Source organism: Bradyrhizobium sp. USDA 3315 (genome assembly GCF_054056795.1).
Map to the genome: position 1 here is coordinate 1293637 of NZ_JBSRYP010000001.1, position 17343 is coordinate 1310979.

A 17343-nucleotide genomic window follows, 5' to 3' on the forward strand; every position below is an offset into this window, starting at 1 on the left:
TGAGCGAAGCGACACCCGGGGTTGCTCGTCGCAAAGACCCGCATCTCGCTTCGCTCATGCGGGCTACATGGTTTCGCTCCGTCGAAATCGCCGAGCCGTCAGCGGCAGCCATGATCCTGCGCGGCACGCGCAGCGATTGCGGCGCGCCGCTTGAGGAACTCGCGCTCGCGCGAATTGCCGGCTAATGCGGCGGCGGCCTCGAACGCGGCATGCGCCTCCGCGAAACGGCTCAGCTTATTCAGCAGATCGCCGCGCACGCTCGGCAGCAGATGATAGGATTTCAGCGCCGGCTCATCGGTGAGGCCGTCGACGATCGCGAGCGCGGCAAGCGGCCCCTCGGCCATGCCGATCGCAACTGCGCGGTTGAGCTCGATCACGGGTGAATCCAAGAGCGCGGCGAGATCGCCGTACAGCGCGGCGATGCGGCGCCAGTCGGTCGCGTCCGGTGTTCCGGCTTCGGCGTGGCAGGCGGCGATCGCGGCCTGCAGCACATAGAAGCCGCCGGCGCCGCCGAGCTCGCGGGCGCGCGCCAGCGCGAGCTGCCCGCGGCGGATCTGCAGGCGATCCCACCGCGCACGGTTCTGGTCCATCAGCAGGATCGGCTCACCGGACGCATCGGTGCGCGCCGCCATCCGCGAAGCGTTGAACTCCATCAGCGCCAGCAGGCCGTGCGCCTCCGGCTCCGATGGTGCGATCGAGGTCAGCACGCGGCCCATGCGCAGCGCCTCGTTGCAGAGCTGCGGCCGCAGCCATTCGTCGCCGCTTGCCGCGGTATAGCCCTCGTTGAAGATGAGGTAGACGACCTCGAGCACGGAGGCGAGCCGCTCGGACAGATCCTCGCCGCGCGGCGTCTCGTAGGCAAGGCCTGACTCCGACAATGTGCGCTTGGCGCGCACGATGCGCTGGGCGATGGTCGCCTCCGCCTGCAGGAAGGCGCGCGCGATCTCCTCGGTGGTGAGGCCGCAGATCATCCTGAGCGCCAGTGCGGCGCGCGCCTCCCGCGACAGGCGCGGATGGCAGGCGGTGAAGATCAGCCGCAGCAATTCGTCACCGATATCGTCGTCGAGCGCGGCATCGAAGTCGGGCATGGTCTCCTGCTCCCGCGCCAGGTCGTGCGCGATCACGCCGTGCTTCTCGGCCAGCATGCGATTGCGGCGCAGATGGTCGAGCGCGCGGCGCTTGGCCGTCGCCATCAGCCAGGCACCGGGCTTTTCCGGCACGCCATCGGCCGGCCAATGCTCGAGCGCGGCGACCAGCGCTTCCTGGGTCAGGTCCTCGGCGAGCGGCACGTCGCGCAGCATCCGCGACAGGCTGGTGATCAGCCGCGGCTGCTCGATGCGCCACACCGCAAGGATCGTGGCCTGGATGTCGGCGGCCGTCATCGCCGCCGACCTGGATTCTCAGCTTGACGCGTTGTCTTCACGCGAACCGGCGTCCACTTCGCTTGCGAACGCCCTGTTCGCGCGGCGCATCAGGCGCAGGCGGACACATCGACCTGACAACCGCCGTCGGCGCCCGGGGTGGCGAACGGACGGACCTCACAAGTTCCCTCCCAACCCGGCATATGCTCCTTGTGCAGCTGCATGAACTCGACGGCGGCGGCGACCGCCTCTTCCTTGTTGCGGAGCTCAAAGATCGCGTAGCCGCCGATCATCTCCTTGGTCTCGACGAAGGGCCCGTCGACGACGTTGAGCTTGCCGTCGGTGATGCGGACCTGGGCGCCCATCGCGACCGGCAACAGCCCGCCGGTGTCGATCATACGGCCCGCCTTGATTTCCCGCTCGGCGAGCCTGCCCATCGCCTCCATCAGAGCGGGCGTCGGCGGGCCCGGGGGCTGCGCGGAGGTGACGATATACATGAAGCGCATCGGAAAACTCCTGTTGGGCGAGACGCGGCGATGATCGCCGCAAGACCGGCTCGCTATGGGGAACGACGATCCGGGAGGGGGTGAATCGACAGCGGAAAGGGAATTTTTTTCAGGCAGAAGCAAATCCTTGGCGTCCCTGCGAAAGCAGGGTCCCATAACCACTGGGTTGAGTTGCTGAAGCGAGCCATGGCCACAGCCGCGCAAAACCAACCGGCATCGTGGCTATGGGTCCCTGCTCCCGTGCGCAATTGCGCACTAGGTAGGGACGACACGGAGCTTGTGGCAATCCCGTAGCCCGGGTGAGCGAAGCGATACCCGGGGAATGCACCGGCGAAATCCCGCATATCGCTTGCGCTCATGCGGGCTACGAAGCCAGCACCCGACCTACTGCTCCCGCAGCATGATCAGCGGATCGGCGCTGTCGGGGACGCGGCGCCACTGGGCGTTGTCGTCGGCCTCGAACTGCCAGGTCTGCCCCTTGGCCGACATCAGGATCATCTGGCCGTGATCGAGCCGCCACATGGTCGGGTTGAAGGAAGCGACCGCGGGATCGCATTTGCCTTTCAGGAACACCTGGAAATTGTCGTTGCCGGCGTCGGTGTTGGTCAGCACCAGCGTGCAGATCGCCTGGCCGTTGCCGCGGACCATCGACCAGTCGCCGATCATCTGGTCCATCGATTTGGCGAGCGAGCGCGCCGCGGCGAGGTTTTGCAGGATGTAGACGCCCTCATTGGTGCGCATGCCTTCGAAGATGCCGGTCTCGACCTCGGTGAAATCGATCACGGTCTCGCCGGCGGCATTGTGCAGCCGCACGATGTCGCCGAGGCCCTTGATGCTCCAGCCGGTGATGTCCTTGGTGAAGGGCAGCGCGGCGGCGCAGGCGGGCTCGAGCTCGAGCTTGAAGCCTTGCGGCGCCGTATCGCCCTTCAGCGTCACGACGCAGGTCTTGCTGCGCTCGGTGGTGGCGAGCTCCCACTGCCCGATCATGTCCTTCTTCAACGTCGTGACGTCCTGCGCCGCTGCCGGACCGCACGCGGCCAGCAGCAGACACAGCACGGCATTGAAGCGGGACAACGACATCAGCGATCCTTGACGGGAGTTTCGGCAACCGGCGTCAGCGGCGGCTTGCCGGCGAACCAGTTCTTGATGTTGTCGACCACGAGCTGGTCCATCGCGTTGCGCGTCACCACCGAGGCCGAGCCGATATGCGGCAGCAGCACGACGTTCTGCATCGCCTTCAATTCGTCGGGCACGTTCGGCTCGGCCGCGAACACGTCGAGACCTGCGGCCAGGATGGTGCCGGACTTCAGCGCCGCGACCAGCGCCGGCTCGTCGACCACCGAGCCGCGCGCGACATTGATCAGCACGCCGCGGGGGCCGAGCGCCTTCAAGACGTCGGCATTGATCATCTTCGCGGTCGAGGCGCCGCCCGGCACGATGACGATCAAGGTGTCGACCGCCTTCGCCATCTCGATCAGATCGGGATAGTGCTTGTAGGAGACGTCCTTGGACGGATTGCGCGAGTGATAGGACACCGGCACCCGCGAGGCTTCAAGACGGCGCCCGATCGCCTGGCCGATCCGGCCCATGCCGACGATGCCGATCTTGCGGTCGCGCAGCGAGCCGACGCTGAGCGGATAATTCTGGGTCTGCCACAGCCCGGAGCGCACATAGCGGTCGGCCTTGACGAACTCGCGCAACGTCGCGATCAACAAGCCCATCGCGACATCGGCGACCTCCTCGGTCAGCACTTCGGGCGTATTGGTGACCACGATATTGTGATCGCGCGCATAGGCAGAATCGACGTGGTCGTAGCCGACGCCGAAGCTGCCGACGATCTCGAGCTTCGGAAACATCGCCAGCGCGGTCTTGTCGGTCGCCATCGTGTGATAGGTGACGGCGATGCCGCGGATCTTGGCCAGCGTATCGGGCGTCAGCCGCTCGAGGTCGCCGCGGCTCTCGGCACGGTGCAGCACGTATTGATCGGGAAAGCCGTTTTCGAGGATTGGCCGGATCGGTCCATAGATCAACAGATCGATCTTTTCGGAAGAAATCGGGGCCATCAACTTTCCTTTCCTAACGCGCTTTCATGCCAACGCCGCAGCAACAAATGCGAAACTAGCGCCAGCAACCCATAAATGACAATCCCGGCCAGCGATAGCAGCAGAAGTGCCGCGAACATGCGGGGAATATTCAGCCGGTAGCCTGATTCAGCGATCCGGAAGGCGAGGCCCGAGCCGGCGCCGGCGCTGCCCGCCGCGATCTCCGCGACCACGGCGCCGATCAGCGACAGCCCGCCGGCGATGCGCAGACCGCCGAGGATATAGGGCAGCGCCGCGGGCAGCTTCAGGAACAGCAGCGTCTGCAGCTGTGAGGCGCCATAAAGTTGAAACAATCCGGCGAGGTTGCGATCCACCGAATTGAGGCCGAGCGTCGTGTTCGACAGCACCGGAAAGAACGCCACGATCCAGGCGCAGACGATCACCGCGGTCTGCTGCTGCAGATAGATCAGGAGCAGCGGCGCGATCGCGATAACGGGCGTGACCTGCAGCACCACCGCATAGGGAAACAGCGAATACTCCAGCCATTTCGACTGGTTGAACAATAGCGCCAGCACGATGCCGCCGACTGCCGCGGCAACGAAGCCTTCGAGCGTGGTCAGGAGCGTGACGCCGAGCGATTGCGACAGGATGGGCCAGTCCGCAACCAGCGTCTTCAGCACCAATAGCGGGCTCGGCAGCACGTAAGGTTGGATGCCATAGCCGCGGACGATGGCTTCCCAGAGCAGGAGGCCAGCGGCAAACACCGCAAGCGGCAGCAGAAAACGGACGAGGTCCTGCGGAGATTTCATGCGCCCGCCTGCCCTGCATAGGATGGCGCCAGCGCGCTGGAGACCTCGCGGCAGAACGCGGCGTATTCGGCCGAGGTGCGGAACTCCTCGCCGCGCGGTTCCGGCGAGGTGATGCGAAACTCGGCGCCGATCCGGCCCGGGCGCGCGGTCATCACGATCACGCGCTCGGAAAGATAGACCGACTCGAACACGGAGTGCGTCACGAAGATGACGGTCTTGTGCAGGGTGCGCCACAGCGACAGCAGGTCGTTGTTGAGGCGAAACCGCGTGATCTCGTCGAGCGCCGCGAACGGCTCGTCCATCAGAAGGACATCCGGATCGGTGACCAGCGCGCGCGCCAGCGACACCCGCATCTTCATGCCGCCGGACAGTTCGCGCGGATAGGCCCTCGCGAACTCCGCGAGCCCGACCTGGTCCAGCGCCGCATCGATGCGCGCATCGGCGTCCGTCGCGGGCGCACGGGCGAGCTTCAGCGGCAGGCGGACATTGTCGCGCACCGTGGCCCACGGCATCAGGGTCGGCTCCTGAAATACGAAGCCGATGCGGTGGCTGCCGCGCTGCTCCGCGCCATGATGCGAGACCTCGACCGTGCCGGCGCTTGGCGTGGCGAGACCTGCAATCAGCCGCAGCGCGGTGGATTTGCCGCAACCGGAGGGCCCGAGCAGCGAGACGAACTCGCCGCGCCTCACGTCGAGGTCGAGCGGCCCGAGTGCCCTCACGCCGCTGTCATAGGTCTTGCTGACGCCGCGCAGGCGCACAGCCGACGCTGCATCAGATCCAGACAACGCAGGCTCCGCCATCGCCCGTCCGCACCCGTCAGTTCTTCGGCCGGAGCTCGGCGCCGACCGCCTTGTTGACGAAGCGCAGCGTGTAGCCCTGGCGATAGTCGATGGCGCTCTTGACCACGCCGGCGCGCACCATCTTGTCGAAGAAGCTCGCCATCCGCTCGTCGGTCATGGCGCCGATGCCGTTCTTGATGGAATCGCCGGAATCGACGATGCCGTGCTCGCGCATCTTGGCGACGCAATAGGCGAGCAGCTCGTCGTTCATGTCGGGATTGAGCTTCTTGATCATCGCATTGCCGGCCGAGTTGTCGCCGTAGACGTAGTGGTACCAGCCGACGATCGAGGCATCGACGAAGCGCTGCACGAGGTCAGGCTTCTTGTCGACCAGGTCGCGGCGGGTCTCGATCAGCGTCGAGTAGGAGTTGAAGCCGTAATCGGCGAGCAGCAGCACGTTCGGCTTGAAGCCGGCGGCTTTCTCGACCGCGAAAGGCTCCGAGGTGACGTAGCCCTGCATCGCGGTCTGCTTGTTCACGATGAAAGGCTGCGGGTTGAAGGTGTAGGGCTTCACCTTGTTCTCGTCGAAGCCATATTCGGACTTCAGCCACTGGAAGTAGCTGGTGATGCCCTCCTTCGAAATCAAAAGCGTGAGCGGCTTCAGATCCTCGATCTTCGTGGCCTTGACCTCGGGATGGGTCAGGAAGACCTGGGGGTCCTTCTGGAACATGGCGGCGACGGCGACCAGCGGCACGTTGTTGGTGACGGCGTCGAAGGTCTGCAGCGAGTTCGCGCTCATGAAGAAGTCGAGCTTGCCCGCGATCAGCAGCATGCGGTTGTTCTCGTTGGGACCGCCGGGCACGATGGTGACGTCGAGGCCGTATTTCTTGTAGGTGCCGTCGGCGAGCGCCTGGAAGAACCCGCCATGCTCGCCCTCGGCGACCCAATTGGTGCCGAACGAGACCTTGTCCAAGGTCTTGTCCGAGGTCTGCGCCCGCGCCGGGGCAAGCGCCGCGGCAACGCAAAGCGCGGCGGTCAGAAGGCTTGTGGTTAATGCTCGCAGCAAAAAGGCCGGGATCATGGTTGGACTCCGTCGATCATTATGGCCCATGATGGAAGGCGGGAAGACGTGGACCGCGCCCGGAGACGCGAACCCGTTATGATGTTAAACAAACTAGCCTGCAAATCCATCCCGTGAAACGCTTGTATTGAAACGACCGGCTTGATGACCTCTCAGCTTCCGCCCCGCAACTGGACCGCCATCCACTGGCCCGATATCGCCAGGGATACGGCCGCGAGCTGGATTGCGGTGCTGCCGCTGGCCGCGACCGAGCAGCACGGGCCGCATCTGCCGCTCGGAACCGACATCATGATCGGCGAGGCCTATCTTTCGCGGGTGCGAGAGTTGCTGCCGGCGACCACTCCCGCCACGTTCCTGCCGTTGCAGCCGGTCGGCATCTCAACCGAGCACATCGATTTTCCGGGTACCTTGACCTTGCCGACCAACGTGGCGCTGAAGAGCTGGATGGCGCTCGGCGAGAGCGTGGCGCGCGCAGGCGTCAGGAAGCTCGTGATCGTGACCAGCCATGGCGGCAATTCCGCCGCGATGCAGCTGGTGGCGCAGTATCTGCGCGCGCACCATCAGATGCTGGTGGTGACCACGAGCTGGTCGCGCTTCGGCGCGCCCGACGGGCTGTTCGACGCTGGCGAACTGCGCCACGGCATCCATGGCGGCGCGGTCGAGACCTCGATCATGCTGGCGAAATATCCGCACGCCGTGCGCAAGGATGCGATCGCGGACTTCAAGCCGGCCAGCGTGCGGATCGAGAAGGATTATCGCTTTCTGTCGACGCAGCGGCCGGCGCCGTTCGCCTGGCAGGCGCAGGACCTCAATCCGAGCGGCGCGATCGGCGATGCGACCAAGGCCTCGGCCGAGAAGGGCGAGAAGCTGATCGAGCACGGCGCGCGCGCGTTCTGCGAGCTGCTCGCCGACGTCGACAGGTTCGATCCGAGCGTATTTCGCGGCAAATGACCGCGATTGCTTCGTCCTGACAAGCGCGACGAAACAATTCGCGAAACCATATTTCCGCCCCGGTCTTCGAACCGGAACCGGACAGCCTCCGTCCAACGGGCATGCGGACCACACCGGCGCCGCCCACACAGGATGGAGTATTCCATGTCGATCAAGACCAAGTTCGCCGCCCTCGCCCTCACCGCGCTCGCCGTGACCGGCACCATCGCGTCCACGACGTCGCAGGCTGAAGCGAAGCCGTATGGCTGGGGCTGGGGCGTTGGCGCAGGTCTCGTCGGCGCCGCCGTTGTCGGCAGCGCGATCGCGGCCAGCGACGGCTATTACTACGGCGGCGGCTATCGGCGCTGCGGCTGGGTGCGCCAGTTCGACGCCTACGGCAATTACATCGGCCGCGTGCGCAGCTGCTCCTACTGATCGACGCAATTCCTAGGGTTGCGGATCCTGTGTTCGGCACGGGTCCTCATCCACCCCGTGTCGCAACCGACCCGTCCGGTGATCCCCCCGGGCGGGTCAATTCTTGAACGCGGCAATCACAGATACTTCGCGACCAGCCTGAAATCGCGCAGCACGGCTCGCCCTTTCGGCCCTGATGCCTTCAGCGTCTCCTCCAGGCTGTGACCGATGTGATCGTGGATCAGCGCCTTCTTGGCGCTCTCGATCGCGCTCTCCACCGCCTGCAATTGCTGGGCGATCTGCGCACAAGGCCGGCCCTGCTCGATCATCTCGACGATGGTGTCGAGATGGCCGTTGGCGCGCTTCAGGCGCCTGGCGATCGCAGCGTGCGGATGGTCGTCGGACATCTGGCTCTCCTATCCTCCGGGGAGGATAGCTATGATCCTCCCCGGAGGATAGCCGAATCGACTTGACAGGCCATTGTCGCGGGCGTAGTGCCCGATGGCGGGAACGTTCGTTCCGCCCCGGGGTTCTGGCCCCGGAGACAAGTCGATCCACGAGCCAGCACAGAAGGCACATGGGCAGTAGCAACTCAGGCGACAGTAGTCCGGCGATGCCGGGACTGGTGACGCCGCAACACAGCAAGACTGATCGCGCAGATCTCGCCTGCGTGGACGGGTGGTCGCGCCCAAGCTGACCACTGCTCCTCACCGGCCTGCCGCGACCAGCGGAAGTGGAGGTGAGCGATGTTCGAAAAGCTCGCAAAATTCCGGCAAGCAAGCCCGCGGCGCGTGGTCGAGCCGCGGCGCATGCCGCCGCCGGCCGCCATTCATTGCAATGACAACCTGCCGGGCTTTCGCCGCCTGGCGGGCCGCCGCCGGCGTCCAACCCCGGCCTGTCATTGGGTCCTGATCGACGGCCGCCTGGAATGCCGTTGGATCGTCGACGACAGCGGCGGTGATCTCGATCAGCAGCGACGCGCCGCAGCGAAGCCACGGCTGTGCGCTTAGGCCGACCGTGAGGGCGGGCTTGATAACGACAGTGCTGGCCGCTCCCTCTCCCCGTTCTTGCGGGGAGAGGGTTGGGGTGAGGGGCCGTCTCCGCGCACACGGTAATAGCTGAGTTCGCGGAAGCTCCCCCTCACCCGGTTCGCATCTGACGATGCGATCCGACCTCTCCCCGCACGCGGGGCGAGGTGAAGCGGCGCCCGCTGCTCGGTCGGAAGTAGTCGTCTTGGTTTAGGAGGCCGACATGGACGAAGGACCTAGTCGTCCCGTTGCGCGCCATCGCGGCGCGGCAGCGGGATCATTGAGCTGCATCAGATCTGGAAATGCCGCTGCTCACGGCAGCGGAGACGTGCGCGCCTGACGACGCCTGCGTCCCTCCCGCCGTGCCGAAAGGCGGCGAGGAGACGCGAAATGACCGAAAGCAAGACCACACAAACCGCCATTCTCGACAGCGCGCATGCCGGCGACACCCACGGCGCGCTCGGCAGCATCGCGCGCGACGACACCGCGCCGCGCGCGACCTTGCTGGCCCGGCTGAAGACGCTGCTGGCGATCGTCGGCCCCGGCCTGATCGTGATGGTCGGCGACAACGACGCCGGCGCGTTCGGCACCTACACCCAGGCCGGACAGAATTACGGCACCACGCTGCTGTGGACGCTTCTGCTGCTGATCCCGGTGCTCTACGTCAACCAGGAGATGGTGGTGCGGCTCGGCGCCGTCACCGGGGTTGGCCATGCGCGGCTGATTTTCGAGCGCTTCGGCAAGTTCTGGGGTGCCTTCAGCGCCATCGACCTCCTGGTATTGAACGCGCTGACCATCGTCACCGAGTTCATCGGCATCACGTTTGCACTTCACTTTCTCGGCGTCTCGCAGTTCTGGGGCGTGTTGGCCTCGGCTGTTATCGTGATGCTGGCGGTCTCGACCGGCGACTTCCGCCGCTTCGAACGCTTCGGAATCGTGCTGGTCGCCGGCAGCCTGCTGCTGGTACCCGTGATCCTGATGGTGCATCCGCCGGTCGGGCAGATCGCGGCGGACTTCTTCGTGCCGAAGATGCCGCAGGACGCCAAGCTCAGCGAGGTGATGCTGCTGATCGTCGCCATCGTCGGTACCACGGTGGCGCCGTGGCAATTGTTCTTCCAGCAGAGCTACATCGTCGACAAGCGGATCACGCCGCGTTTCATCCGCTATGAGCGGATGGATCTGTGCATCGGCATCGTGCTGGTGGTGGTCGGCGCCGTCGCGATGATCTCGTTCTGCGCGGCAGTGTTCGCAGGAAAGCCCGAATTCGGCAATTACACCGACGCGCTGGGGACCGCTGTGGGCCTCGAGACATATGCTGGCCGGCTGCCGGCGGTGCTGTTCGCCCTTGCGCTGCTCGATGCCTGCATCATCGGTGCTGCGGCAGTCTCCCTCGCGACCGCTTATGCGATCGGCGACGTGTTCGCGGTCAAGCACTCGCTGCACCGCAAGCCGCGGGACGCGAAGGGCTTCTACAGCGTCTATTGCGGCCTGATCGTGCTCGCGGCGGCGCTGGTGCTGACGCCGGGCACGCCGCTCGGACTATTGACCAACGCGGTGCAGACGCTGGCCGGCGTGCTGCTGCCGAGCGCGACCGTGTTCCTGCTGCTGCTGTGCAACGATCGCCACATCCTCGGGCCCTGGGTCAATTCGACCAAACTCAACCTGTTCACCGGCGCGGTGGTCGCGGGGCTGGTGATGCTGTCGGTGATCCTGACCGCCGCGGTGCTGTTCCCCGATCTCGGCGAGGCGTGGATCATCGGCATCCTCGTCGCCGGCAGCCTGCTCGCGTTGTTGGTGACGGCAGCCGTCAAGTTCTACGAGATGTCGTCGCGCCGTCACGCGTCGTTCCGCTTCAAGCGCAAGCCGCCGCGAGAGTCTTTTCTGTTCCGATGGAATCGGAACGGGGCTCCAGATTCCTGTTTTGACGCGTTTTCTTCACGCGAACCGGTACCCACTTCGCTCGAAAACGCTCTGGTCGACCGCGACAGCTGGCGGATGCCGCCGCTCGACCGGCTGCCGCCGGCGCGGCTCAGCCCGCTGAGCCGGATCTGGATGATCGTGCTGCGCGGCTATCTCGTCGTCGCCGCCGGCCTCGTGCTGCTGCGGATCGTGCAGCTCGCCACGGTGGGAGCGTGACCGCGCTCAGTCGCGGACGGCGATGGGGCGCGCTCGTGCTGCTCAGGCTGGCGAGCGCCATCCTGCGCGGCGCGGCCGCGCTCCACCGGAAACGCACAATCTCAAACGCCGGACTGCGGACGGCGCTGTCGATGGCGCGATGTATCGAACGGGCCGGCGCGCGGGTCGTGCTCGGCAGAGCATCGCAGCCGGCATTCAACACAAAGGACGAGGACAATGGGGGCATCGATTGAACGGTCGGGTCGCGACCGATTTGCCACGGACACGCGGCCGATCGCCGCCGATGTGGCCTGCCGCCTCGCGCTGTTACGTGACTGTCACGGTGGCGTGCAAATCGGAACGGTATTGGGCGCACCTCAGTTGCTATTGCGAATTATTTGCAATAAGCAACAGGGGATGCTAGGTGCTGATCTGGCTTTGGATGGGACGACACAGATCGGACCGGGGACGGCGGGCGATGATTTCAAATCTCGGGTGGCAAGCGGCCAGCAAATCTGCAGTGATGCCGGGCGAAACCGCCATTCGTTCGCGGAAAGCCGCGTCATGACCTGCGTCCGCCTCTTCCGGGTCCAGATCGCCGCCGGCGCAGCGCTCGGTGCGGCAACCTTCGGCGCGCCGGCGACCGCGGCCGATCTGGCCCTCAAATCCCCCGCCGCCAGGGCGGTCTACAGCTGGACCGGATTCTATGTCGGCGCCCATGTCGGTTATGGCGACGGCACGCTGGGTCCCGGCACCAATCCGATCCTGGAACAGGGCGTGTTCTTCCCGCCCACCATTACCGGCGGGATCGGCGGCTTCCAGGTCGGATACAACAAGGAGTTCGCCAACCGCTTCGTGCTCGGCGTCGAGGCGGATGCGACCTTCACCGGCCCGACCGACCTGCCGCGACGGGTGCTCGGCCCCTTCAATTCGTCGATCGACTATGTCGGCACGCTGCGCGGCCGCGCCGGCTACTCTTTCGGCACCTGGATGCCTTACGTGACCGGCGGCTTCGCCTGGGGCCACAGCCAGGTTCGGGTCAACGACGCCGCGGGCGAGGTGATCTCGGAGCCCGGCCAGTACCAGACCGGCTGGACCGTCGGCGCCGGCGCCGAATTCGCGGTGAGCGGCAATTGGACCGCCAAGGTCGAATACGACTACGTCGACCTGTCGCGCCGCACGCTCGGCCTCAATGATTTCGGCCTGCCCGGCGTCAGCATCGACCCGCGCATCCATTTGCTGAAATTCGGCCTCAACTATCAGCTTGGCGACTCGCCATGGTCGGCAACGCCGACGCGCACCGCGCTACCCGAATCGAGCGACTGGAGCGTGCACGGCCAGACGACGCTGCTGCCGCAGACCTACGCCTCCTTCCGCTCGCCCTATGCCGGCACCAACAGCCTTCCCGGCGCGGGGCAGTTGCAGCAGACTTGGACCACGACGGCGTTTCTCGGCGTGCGGCTCTGGGAAGGCGGCGAGTTCTACTTCAACCCGGAAACCGCGCAGGGCTTTGGCCTCAACGGCACGCTCGGCCTTGCCGGCTTCTCGAACGGCGAAGCGCAGAAGGCCGGCGCGCCGTTCCCGAAAATCCGGCCGCAGCGCTACTACTTCAAGCAGACCTTCGGCTTCGGCGGCGAGCAGGAAGACGTCGCCGACGGCCCGAACCAGATCGCCGGCAAGCGTGACATCGACCGCCTCACGCTGGTGGTCGGGCGCTTTGCAGTCGGCGATTTCTTCGACGGCAATTCCTACGCCAAGGACCCGCGCGCCGATTTCATGAACTGGGCGATGTGGGCGTCCGCGGCCTACGACTTCCCGGCCGACCTGCCCGGCTACACCCGCGGCGCGGTGGTCGAGCTCAACCGCAAGGATTGGGCGGTGCGCGCCGGCGTATTCCAGGTGCCGAACGCCCCGAACAGCGACGTTCTGGTGTTCAACACCGGCGGCGCCGTGGTGGAATTCGAGGGCCGCTATTCGATCTTCGACCAGCCCGGCAAGCTGCGCGTCGGCGTGTTCGGCAACCGCGGCAACACCGGCAATTACGCCCAGGCGCTCGCGATCGAGGACGCCAATCCGGGGCTCGACATCAACGACGTGATGGCCGGCATCCGCAAGGACAATCTGAAATACGGCTTCTATCTGAACGGCGAGCAGCAGATCGCAAAGGATGTCGGCCTGTTCGGCCGCCTCAGCTGGAACGATGGTCAGAACGAGATCCTGTCGTTCACCGATGTCGACCGCAGCGTCTCGGGCGGCGTGTCGATCAAGGGCAGCAGGTGGGGACGCGCGAACGACACGATCGGCATCGGCGGCGCGATCAACGGGCTATCATCAGCGCATCGCGACTACCTTGCCGCCGGCGGCCTCGGCCTGCTGATCGGCGACGGCGCGCTGAACTACAGCCTGGAGCGGATCTTCGAGACCTATTACGCCTATCAGGTGAACAAGAACCTGACGCTGACCGCGGACTATCAGTTCATCACCAACCCCGCCTACAACGCCGACCGCGGCCCGGTGCACATCTTCTCCGGCCGCATCCACGGCGAGTTCTGAACGCGCCATCTCTGGGTCCCGGCCTGCGCCGGGACGACAGCAAATTGCCGCGCCGTTCTTCTCAACGATGTCTCGGAGTTGGTTGGTTCGGGCAGCAAACGCCCTCTCCCCACTCAGATATATGTAGACCCCCCGGGCTTGCCGCAAGCCCGGGGTCATCCCGTAGAACGCGCGCCCAATCGAACGGAGGAGTGCGGGATGCGGGAACATGCTGTCGTGATTGCCGGCGGAGGTCCGACCGGGCTGATGCTGGCGGGCGAGTTGGCGCTGGCGGGAATAGATGTTGCGATTGTCGAGCGGCGCGCGGGGGAGGACCTGATCGGCGCTCGGGCCGGCGGCCTGCACGCGCGCACCATCGAGGTGCTCGATCAGCGCGGCATCGGCGACCGCTTCGTCGCGCTGGGGACGCGCCATCCGGCAGTGCTGTTCCATTCGCACCTGGTTCCGCTTGAGATCACCGACTTTCCGACCCGGCGCAATTTCACGCTGGGGCTCCGGCAGAACCATATCGAGCGCCTGCTCGGCGAATGGGTCGGCGAACTGGCAGTGCCGATTATTCGCGCGCGCGACGTGACCGGCTTCACGCAGGACGACGCCGGCGTCGACGTCGAACTGTCGGATGGCCAATTGCTCCGGGCACAATATCTCGTCGGCTGCGACGGTGGCCGGAGCCTCGTCCGCAAAGCGGCCGGCATCGAATTCGCCGGATGGGATCCGACCACGAGCTGGCTGATTGCCGAGGCCGAAATGGCGGGCGAGCCGGAATGGGGCTTTCGCCAGCACGACACCGGCACCTCGGCGATCGGCAAGGCGGAAGATGGCGGGCGGGTGCGGCTGGTGCTGACCGAGCGGCAACTCGGCACCGACCGGGAGCCGACCCTGCGCGACGTCAGCGAGGCGCTGGTCGCCGCGTACGGCACCGATTTCGGCATCCACAGTCCGGGCTGGATCTCGCGCTTCACAGACATGACCCGGCAGGCCGTGACCTACCGCAAACAGCGCGTGCTGCTGGCCGGCGATGCCGCCCATGTGCATCCACCGATGGGCGGCCAGGGCCTCAATATCGGCGTGCAGGACGCGGTGAATCTGGGCTGGAAGCTGGCCCAGGTGGTCAAGCAGATCGCGCCGGACAGCCTGCTCGACACCTACGAAGCCGAACGGCATCCGGTGGCGGCCCGCGTGCTGCGCAACACCATGGCGCATGTCGCGCTCAACCGCACCGATCCGCGCACCCGGGCGCTGCACGAGATCGTCTCCGATCTGCTGCGCATGGAGGAGCCGCGCAGGAGCTTTGCCGCGATGATGTCCGGCCTCGATCTTCACTACGATCTTGGCGACGGCCATCCGCTGCTCGGACGCCACATGCCCGATCTCGATCTGGTCACAGCCGACGGTCCGATGCAGGTCTTCGCGCTGCTGCACCGGGCGCGGCCGGTGCTGCTGAATTTCGGCGAGCCCGGCGACATCGCCATCGCGGGATGGACCGACCGGATTCAGCTGGTCGATGCTGAGTATCGCGGCGCATGGGAGCTTCCCGCGCACGGCACGGTTTCGGCCCCGACCGCGGTGCTGGTGCGGCCCGATGGCTACGTGGCGTGGGTTGGCGAGCGAACGCAGGCCGGCCTAACCGAGGCGCTGACCAAATGGTTCGGCGCGTCCGCTGGTACGTCGTGAGCGTAGCCCGGATGGAGCGTAGCGTAATCCGGGATCGGTCGATCCGCACAGAGAGTGGTCCCGGATTATGCTGCGCTTCATCCGGGCTACGGATTTGCCGCCCCTACCCCGCCGGCTGAAACGAATCCGCGCGCGCCATCGCCCAGGCGTCGCGGAAGCGGCGGTCCTGGGTGCCTTCGAGCAGTTCGCCGGGGCGCAGCGTCGGATAGAGCTCGGCGAAGGAAGAGACCTCGGTGGTCGAACTTCGCTGCGAGAAGTGGATCGGGCGCAGCTCCTTGGTGTGCTCGAGGCCGGCGGCGGCGAGCAGCTCGGTCAGCGCGTGCAGGGTCGAGTGGTGGTAGTTGTACACGCGGTCGATCTTGTCGGGCACGTAGAGCGCGCGGTTGCGGATCGGGTCCTGCGAGGTGACGCCGGTCGGGCAGCGATCGGTGTGGCAGCTCAGGGACTGAATGCAGCCGAGCGCGAACATGAAGCCGCGCGCCGAATTGCACCAGTCGGCCCCGATCGCCATCGCGCGCGCCATGTCGAACGCGGTCGCGATCTTGCCGGAGGCACCGACCTTGATGCGATCGCGCGCGCCGATGCCGATCAGCGCGTTGTGGACGAAATTGACGCCCTCGCGCATCGGCATGCCGAGATGGTCCATGAACTCGAGCGGCGCGGCGCCGGTGCCGCCTTCATTGCCGTCGACCACGATGAAGTCGGGATAGAGCCCGCTCTCGTGCATCGCCTTGCAGATCGCCAGGAATTCCCAGGGATGGCCGATGCACATCTTGAAGCCGGCCGGCTTGCCGCCGGACAGCTGGCGCATCCGGGCGACGAATTCCATCATCTGCAGCGGCGTCGAGAACGCCTTGTGATAGGCCGGCGAGATGCAGTCCTCGCCCATCGGTACGCCCCGGATCTTGGAAATCTCCTCGGAAACCTTCGCCGCCGGCAGCACGCCGCCATGGCCGGGCTTGGCACCCTGGCTGATCTTGAGCTCGACCATCTTGATCTGATCGTCGCCCGCGACGCTTGCGAAGAGATCCGGATTGAAGGTGCCGTCGCGGTTGCGGCAGCCGAAATAGCCGGAGCCGATCTCCCAGATGATGTCGCCGCCCATCTCGCGATGATAGGGGCTGACGCCGCCCTCACCGGTGTCGTGGGCGAAGCCGCCCTTCTTGGCGCCGGCATTGAGCGCCCGCACCGCGTTCGGGCTCAGCGCGCCAAAGCTCATCGCCGAGATGTTGAAGACCGAGGCCGAATACGGCTTGGTGCAGTCCGGGCCGCCGACGGTGATGCGGAATTTCTGGTCGGCCCTCGGCTTCGGCGCCACCGAGTGGTGCATCCACTCATAGCCCTCGCGATAGACGTCCTCCTGGGTGCCGAACGGCCGCTTGTCGAGCACCATCTTGGCACGCTGGTAAACCACCGCGCGGGTGTCGCGGGAGAACGGCATGCCGTCCTTCTCGCTCTCGAAGAAATATTGCCGCATCTCCGGGCGGATTTCCTCGAGCAGGAAGCGGACATGCGCCGAGATCGGGTAGTTGCGCAGCACCGCGTGGTTCTTCTGGGTGAGGTCGCGGATGCCGAGCAATGTCAGCGCGCCGAAGATGACCAGCGGGATCAGGACGATCTTGAAGACCTTGTGATCGAAAATTCCAACCAGCAGCAGGAGCACGGTGACGACGGCGCAGATCGTCAGCACGATGAAACGTGGCGAGAACGGAAGCAGCACTGTATCCATGAAATTCCTCCGGTCTGCCCAAATGACCTGTCGGCCGCGAGCCTAATCCAACTCGCGGAACAAGTGCACTACGGTTATACGGCCGAGCAGTCACAGATGTGACAACCACCCGAATGGGCGGGTGCGGATACCGGTCAAATTGAAAACGAGATCGGCTTTTGCAGTGCAACGAAGGGGCTGCGGATCGGATGCGATAACCTGCCGTCGCGGGCGCACTACCAAAATATCGAAAACAACCCCATGCAAAGGAGCCGGCTGCGGCCGGCGCTCGACAGGGCGACTTGACACGTCGGGCAACTCACCGGCACAATTCCACTATTCC

At 65.6% G+C, this 17343-nt stretch carries 16 protein-coding genes; 7 read left to right on the top strand and 9 right to left on the bottom strand.

The annotated features are described in order from the left end of the window. Positions 1-98: 98 nt before the first annotated feature. From ACVIYL_RS06040 to ACVIYL_RS06070, 7 genes are all read right to left on the bottom strand, one after another. Positions 99-1382, bottom strand: a complete 1284-nt coding sequence (locus ACVIYL_RS06040) for an RNA polymerase sigma factor (protein WP_456777991.1) — start codon at positions 1380-1382, stop codon at positions 99-101. A gap of 89 nt (positions 1383-1471) precedes the next feature. After that, complete coding sequence (locus tag ACVIYL_RS06045) at positions 1472-1867, bottom strand: YciI family protein (RefSeq protein ID WP_057020112.1); 396 nt, start codon at positions 1865-1867, stop codon at positions 1472-1474. A gap of 384 nt (positions 1868-2251) precedes the next feature. Beyond that, positions 2252-2947, bottom strand: a complete 696-nt coding sequence (locus ACVIYL_RS06050; RefSeq protein WP_283065482.1) for an AprI/Inh family metalloprotease inhibitor — start codon at positions 2945-2947, stop codon at positions 2252-2254. Then, on the bottom strand, positions 2947-3930 hold the full coding sequence (locus ACVIYL_RS06055; protein WP_456777992.1) for a 2-hydroxyacid dehydrogenase: 984 nt from the start codon (positions 3928-3930) through the stop codon (positions 2947-2949). The genes ACVIYL_RS06050 and ACVIYL_RS06055 overlap by 1 nt, the downstream gene beginning before the upstream one ends. After that, positions 3930-4718: an ABC transporter permease gene (locus ACVIYL_RS06060; protein WP_225645459.1), complete on the bottom strand. Its 789-nt coding sequence runs from the start codon at positions 4716-4718 to the stop codon at positions 3930-3932. Before ACVIYL_RS06060 ends, ACVIYL_RS06055 begins: the two co-directional genes overlap by 1 nt. Then, complete coding sequence (locus tag ACVIYL_RS06065) at positions 4715-5518, bottom strand: ABC transporter ATP-binding protein (RefSeq protein ID WP_456777993.1); 804 nt, start codon at positions 5516-5518, stop codon at positions 4715-4717. The genes ACVIYL_RS06060 and ACVIYL_RS06065 overlap by 4 nt, the downstream gene beginning before the upstream one ends. A 16-nt stretch (positions 5519-5534) precedes the next feature. Continuing rightward, a complete protein-coding gene (locus ACVIYL_RS06070; RefSeq protein ID WP_069280433.1) occupies positions 5535-6578 on the bottom strand; it encodes an ABC transporter substrate-binding protein in 1044 nt (347 codons plus the stop codon). A 144-nt stretch (positions 6579-6722) separates the two neighbouring features. On the opposite strand from ACVIYL_RS06070, the gene ACVIYL_RS06075 reads away from it, so the two are divergent. Beyond that, complete coding sequence (locus tag ACVIYL_RS06075; protein ID WP_456777994.1) at positions 6723-7529, top strand: creatininase family protein; 807 nt, start codon at positions 6723-6725, stop codon at positions 7527-7529. 144 nt (positions 7530-7673) lie between these two features. After that, positions 7674-7943, top strand: a complete 270-nt coding sequence (locus ACVIYL_RS06080) for a hypothetical protein (RefSeq protein WP_057020179.1) — start codon at positions 7674-7676, stop codon at positions 7941-7943. A 116-nt stretch (positions 7944-8059) separates the two neighbouring features. On the opposite strand, the gene ACVIYL_RS06085 is transcribed toward ACVIYL_RS06080, so the two are convergent. Then, positions 8060-8329 carry a metal-sensing transcriptional repressor gene (locus ACVIYL_RS06085; RefSeq protein WP_016840607.1) on the bottom strand — a complete coding sequence of 90 codons (270 nt, stop codon included), beginning with the start codon at positions 8327-8329 and terminating at the stop codon, positions 8060-8062. 339 nt (positions 8330-8668) lie between these two features. Here ACVIYL_RS06085 and ACVIYL_RS06090 point away from each other — a divergent pair, with 339 nt between their 5' ends. The 5 genes from ACVIYL_RS06090 to ACVIYL_RS06110 all read left to right on the top strand — a co-directional run bounded on the left by ACVIYL_RS06090 (position 8669) and on the right by ACVIYL_RS06110 (position 15292). Next, positions 8669-8932 carry a hypothetical protein gene (locus ACVIYL_RS06090; protein WP_057020120.1) on the top strand — a complete coding sequence of 88 codons (264 nt, stop codon included), beginning with the start codon at positions 8669-8671 and terminating at the stop codon, positions 8930-8932. A gap of 408 nt (positions 8933-9340) precedes the next feature. Beyond that, on the top strand, positions 9341-11086 hold the full coding sequence (locus tag ACVIYL_RS06095) for an NRAMP family divalent metal transporter (protein ID WP_456777995.1): 1746 nt from the start codon (positions 9341-9343) through the stop codon (positions 11084-11086). A gap of 35 nt (positions 11087-11121) precedes the next feature. Further along, positions 11122-11319 (top strand): hypothetical protein, encoded by a 198-nt coding sequence (locus ACVIYL_RS06100; RefSeq protein WP_456777996.1) that lies wholly within the window; start codon positions 11122-11124, stop codon positions 11317-11319. 310 nt (positions 11320-11629) lie between these two features. Further along, the gene (locus ACVIYL_RS06105) at positions 11630-13618 is read left to right on the top strand and encodes a carbohydrate porin (protein ID WP_456777997.1); all 1989 of its coding nucleotides are present in this window, start codon (positions 11630-11632) and stop codon (positions 13616-13618) included. Positions 13619-13816: 198 nt separating this feature from the next. After that, positions 13817-15292 carry an FAD-dependent monooxygenase gene (locus ACVIYL_RS06110; RefSeq protein WP_456777998.1) on the top strand — a complete coding sequence of 492 codons (1476 nt, stop codon included), beginning with the start codon at positions 13817-13819 and terminating at the stop codon, positions 15290-15292. A gap of 103 nt (positions 15293-15395) precedes the next feature. Here the strand turns inward: ACVIYL_RS06110 and ACVIYL_RS06115 are convergent, their stop codons facing one another. Beyond that, on the bottom strand, positions 15396-17021 hold the full coding sequence (locus tag ACVIYL_RS06115; RefSeq protein ID WP_456777999.1) for an FMN-binding glutamate synthase family protein: 1626 nt from the start codon (positions 17019-17021) through the stop codon (positions 15396-15398). Positions 17022-17343: the final 322 nt, after the last annotated feature.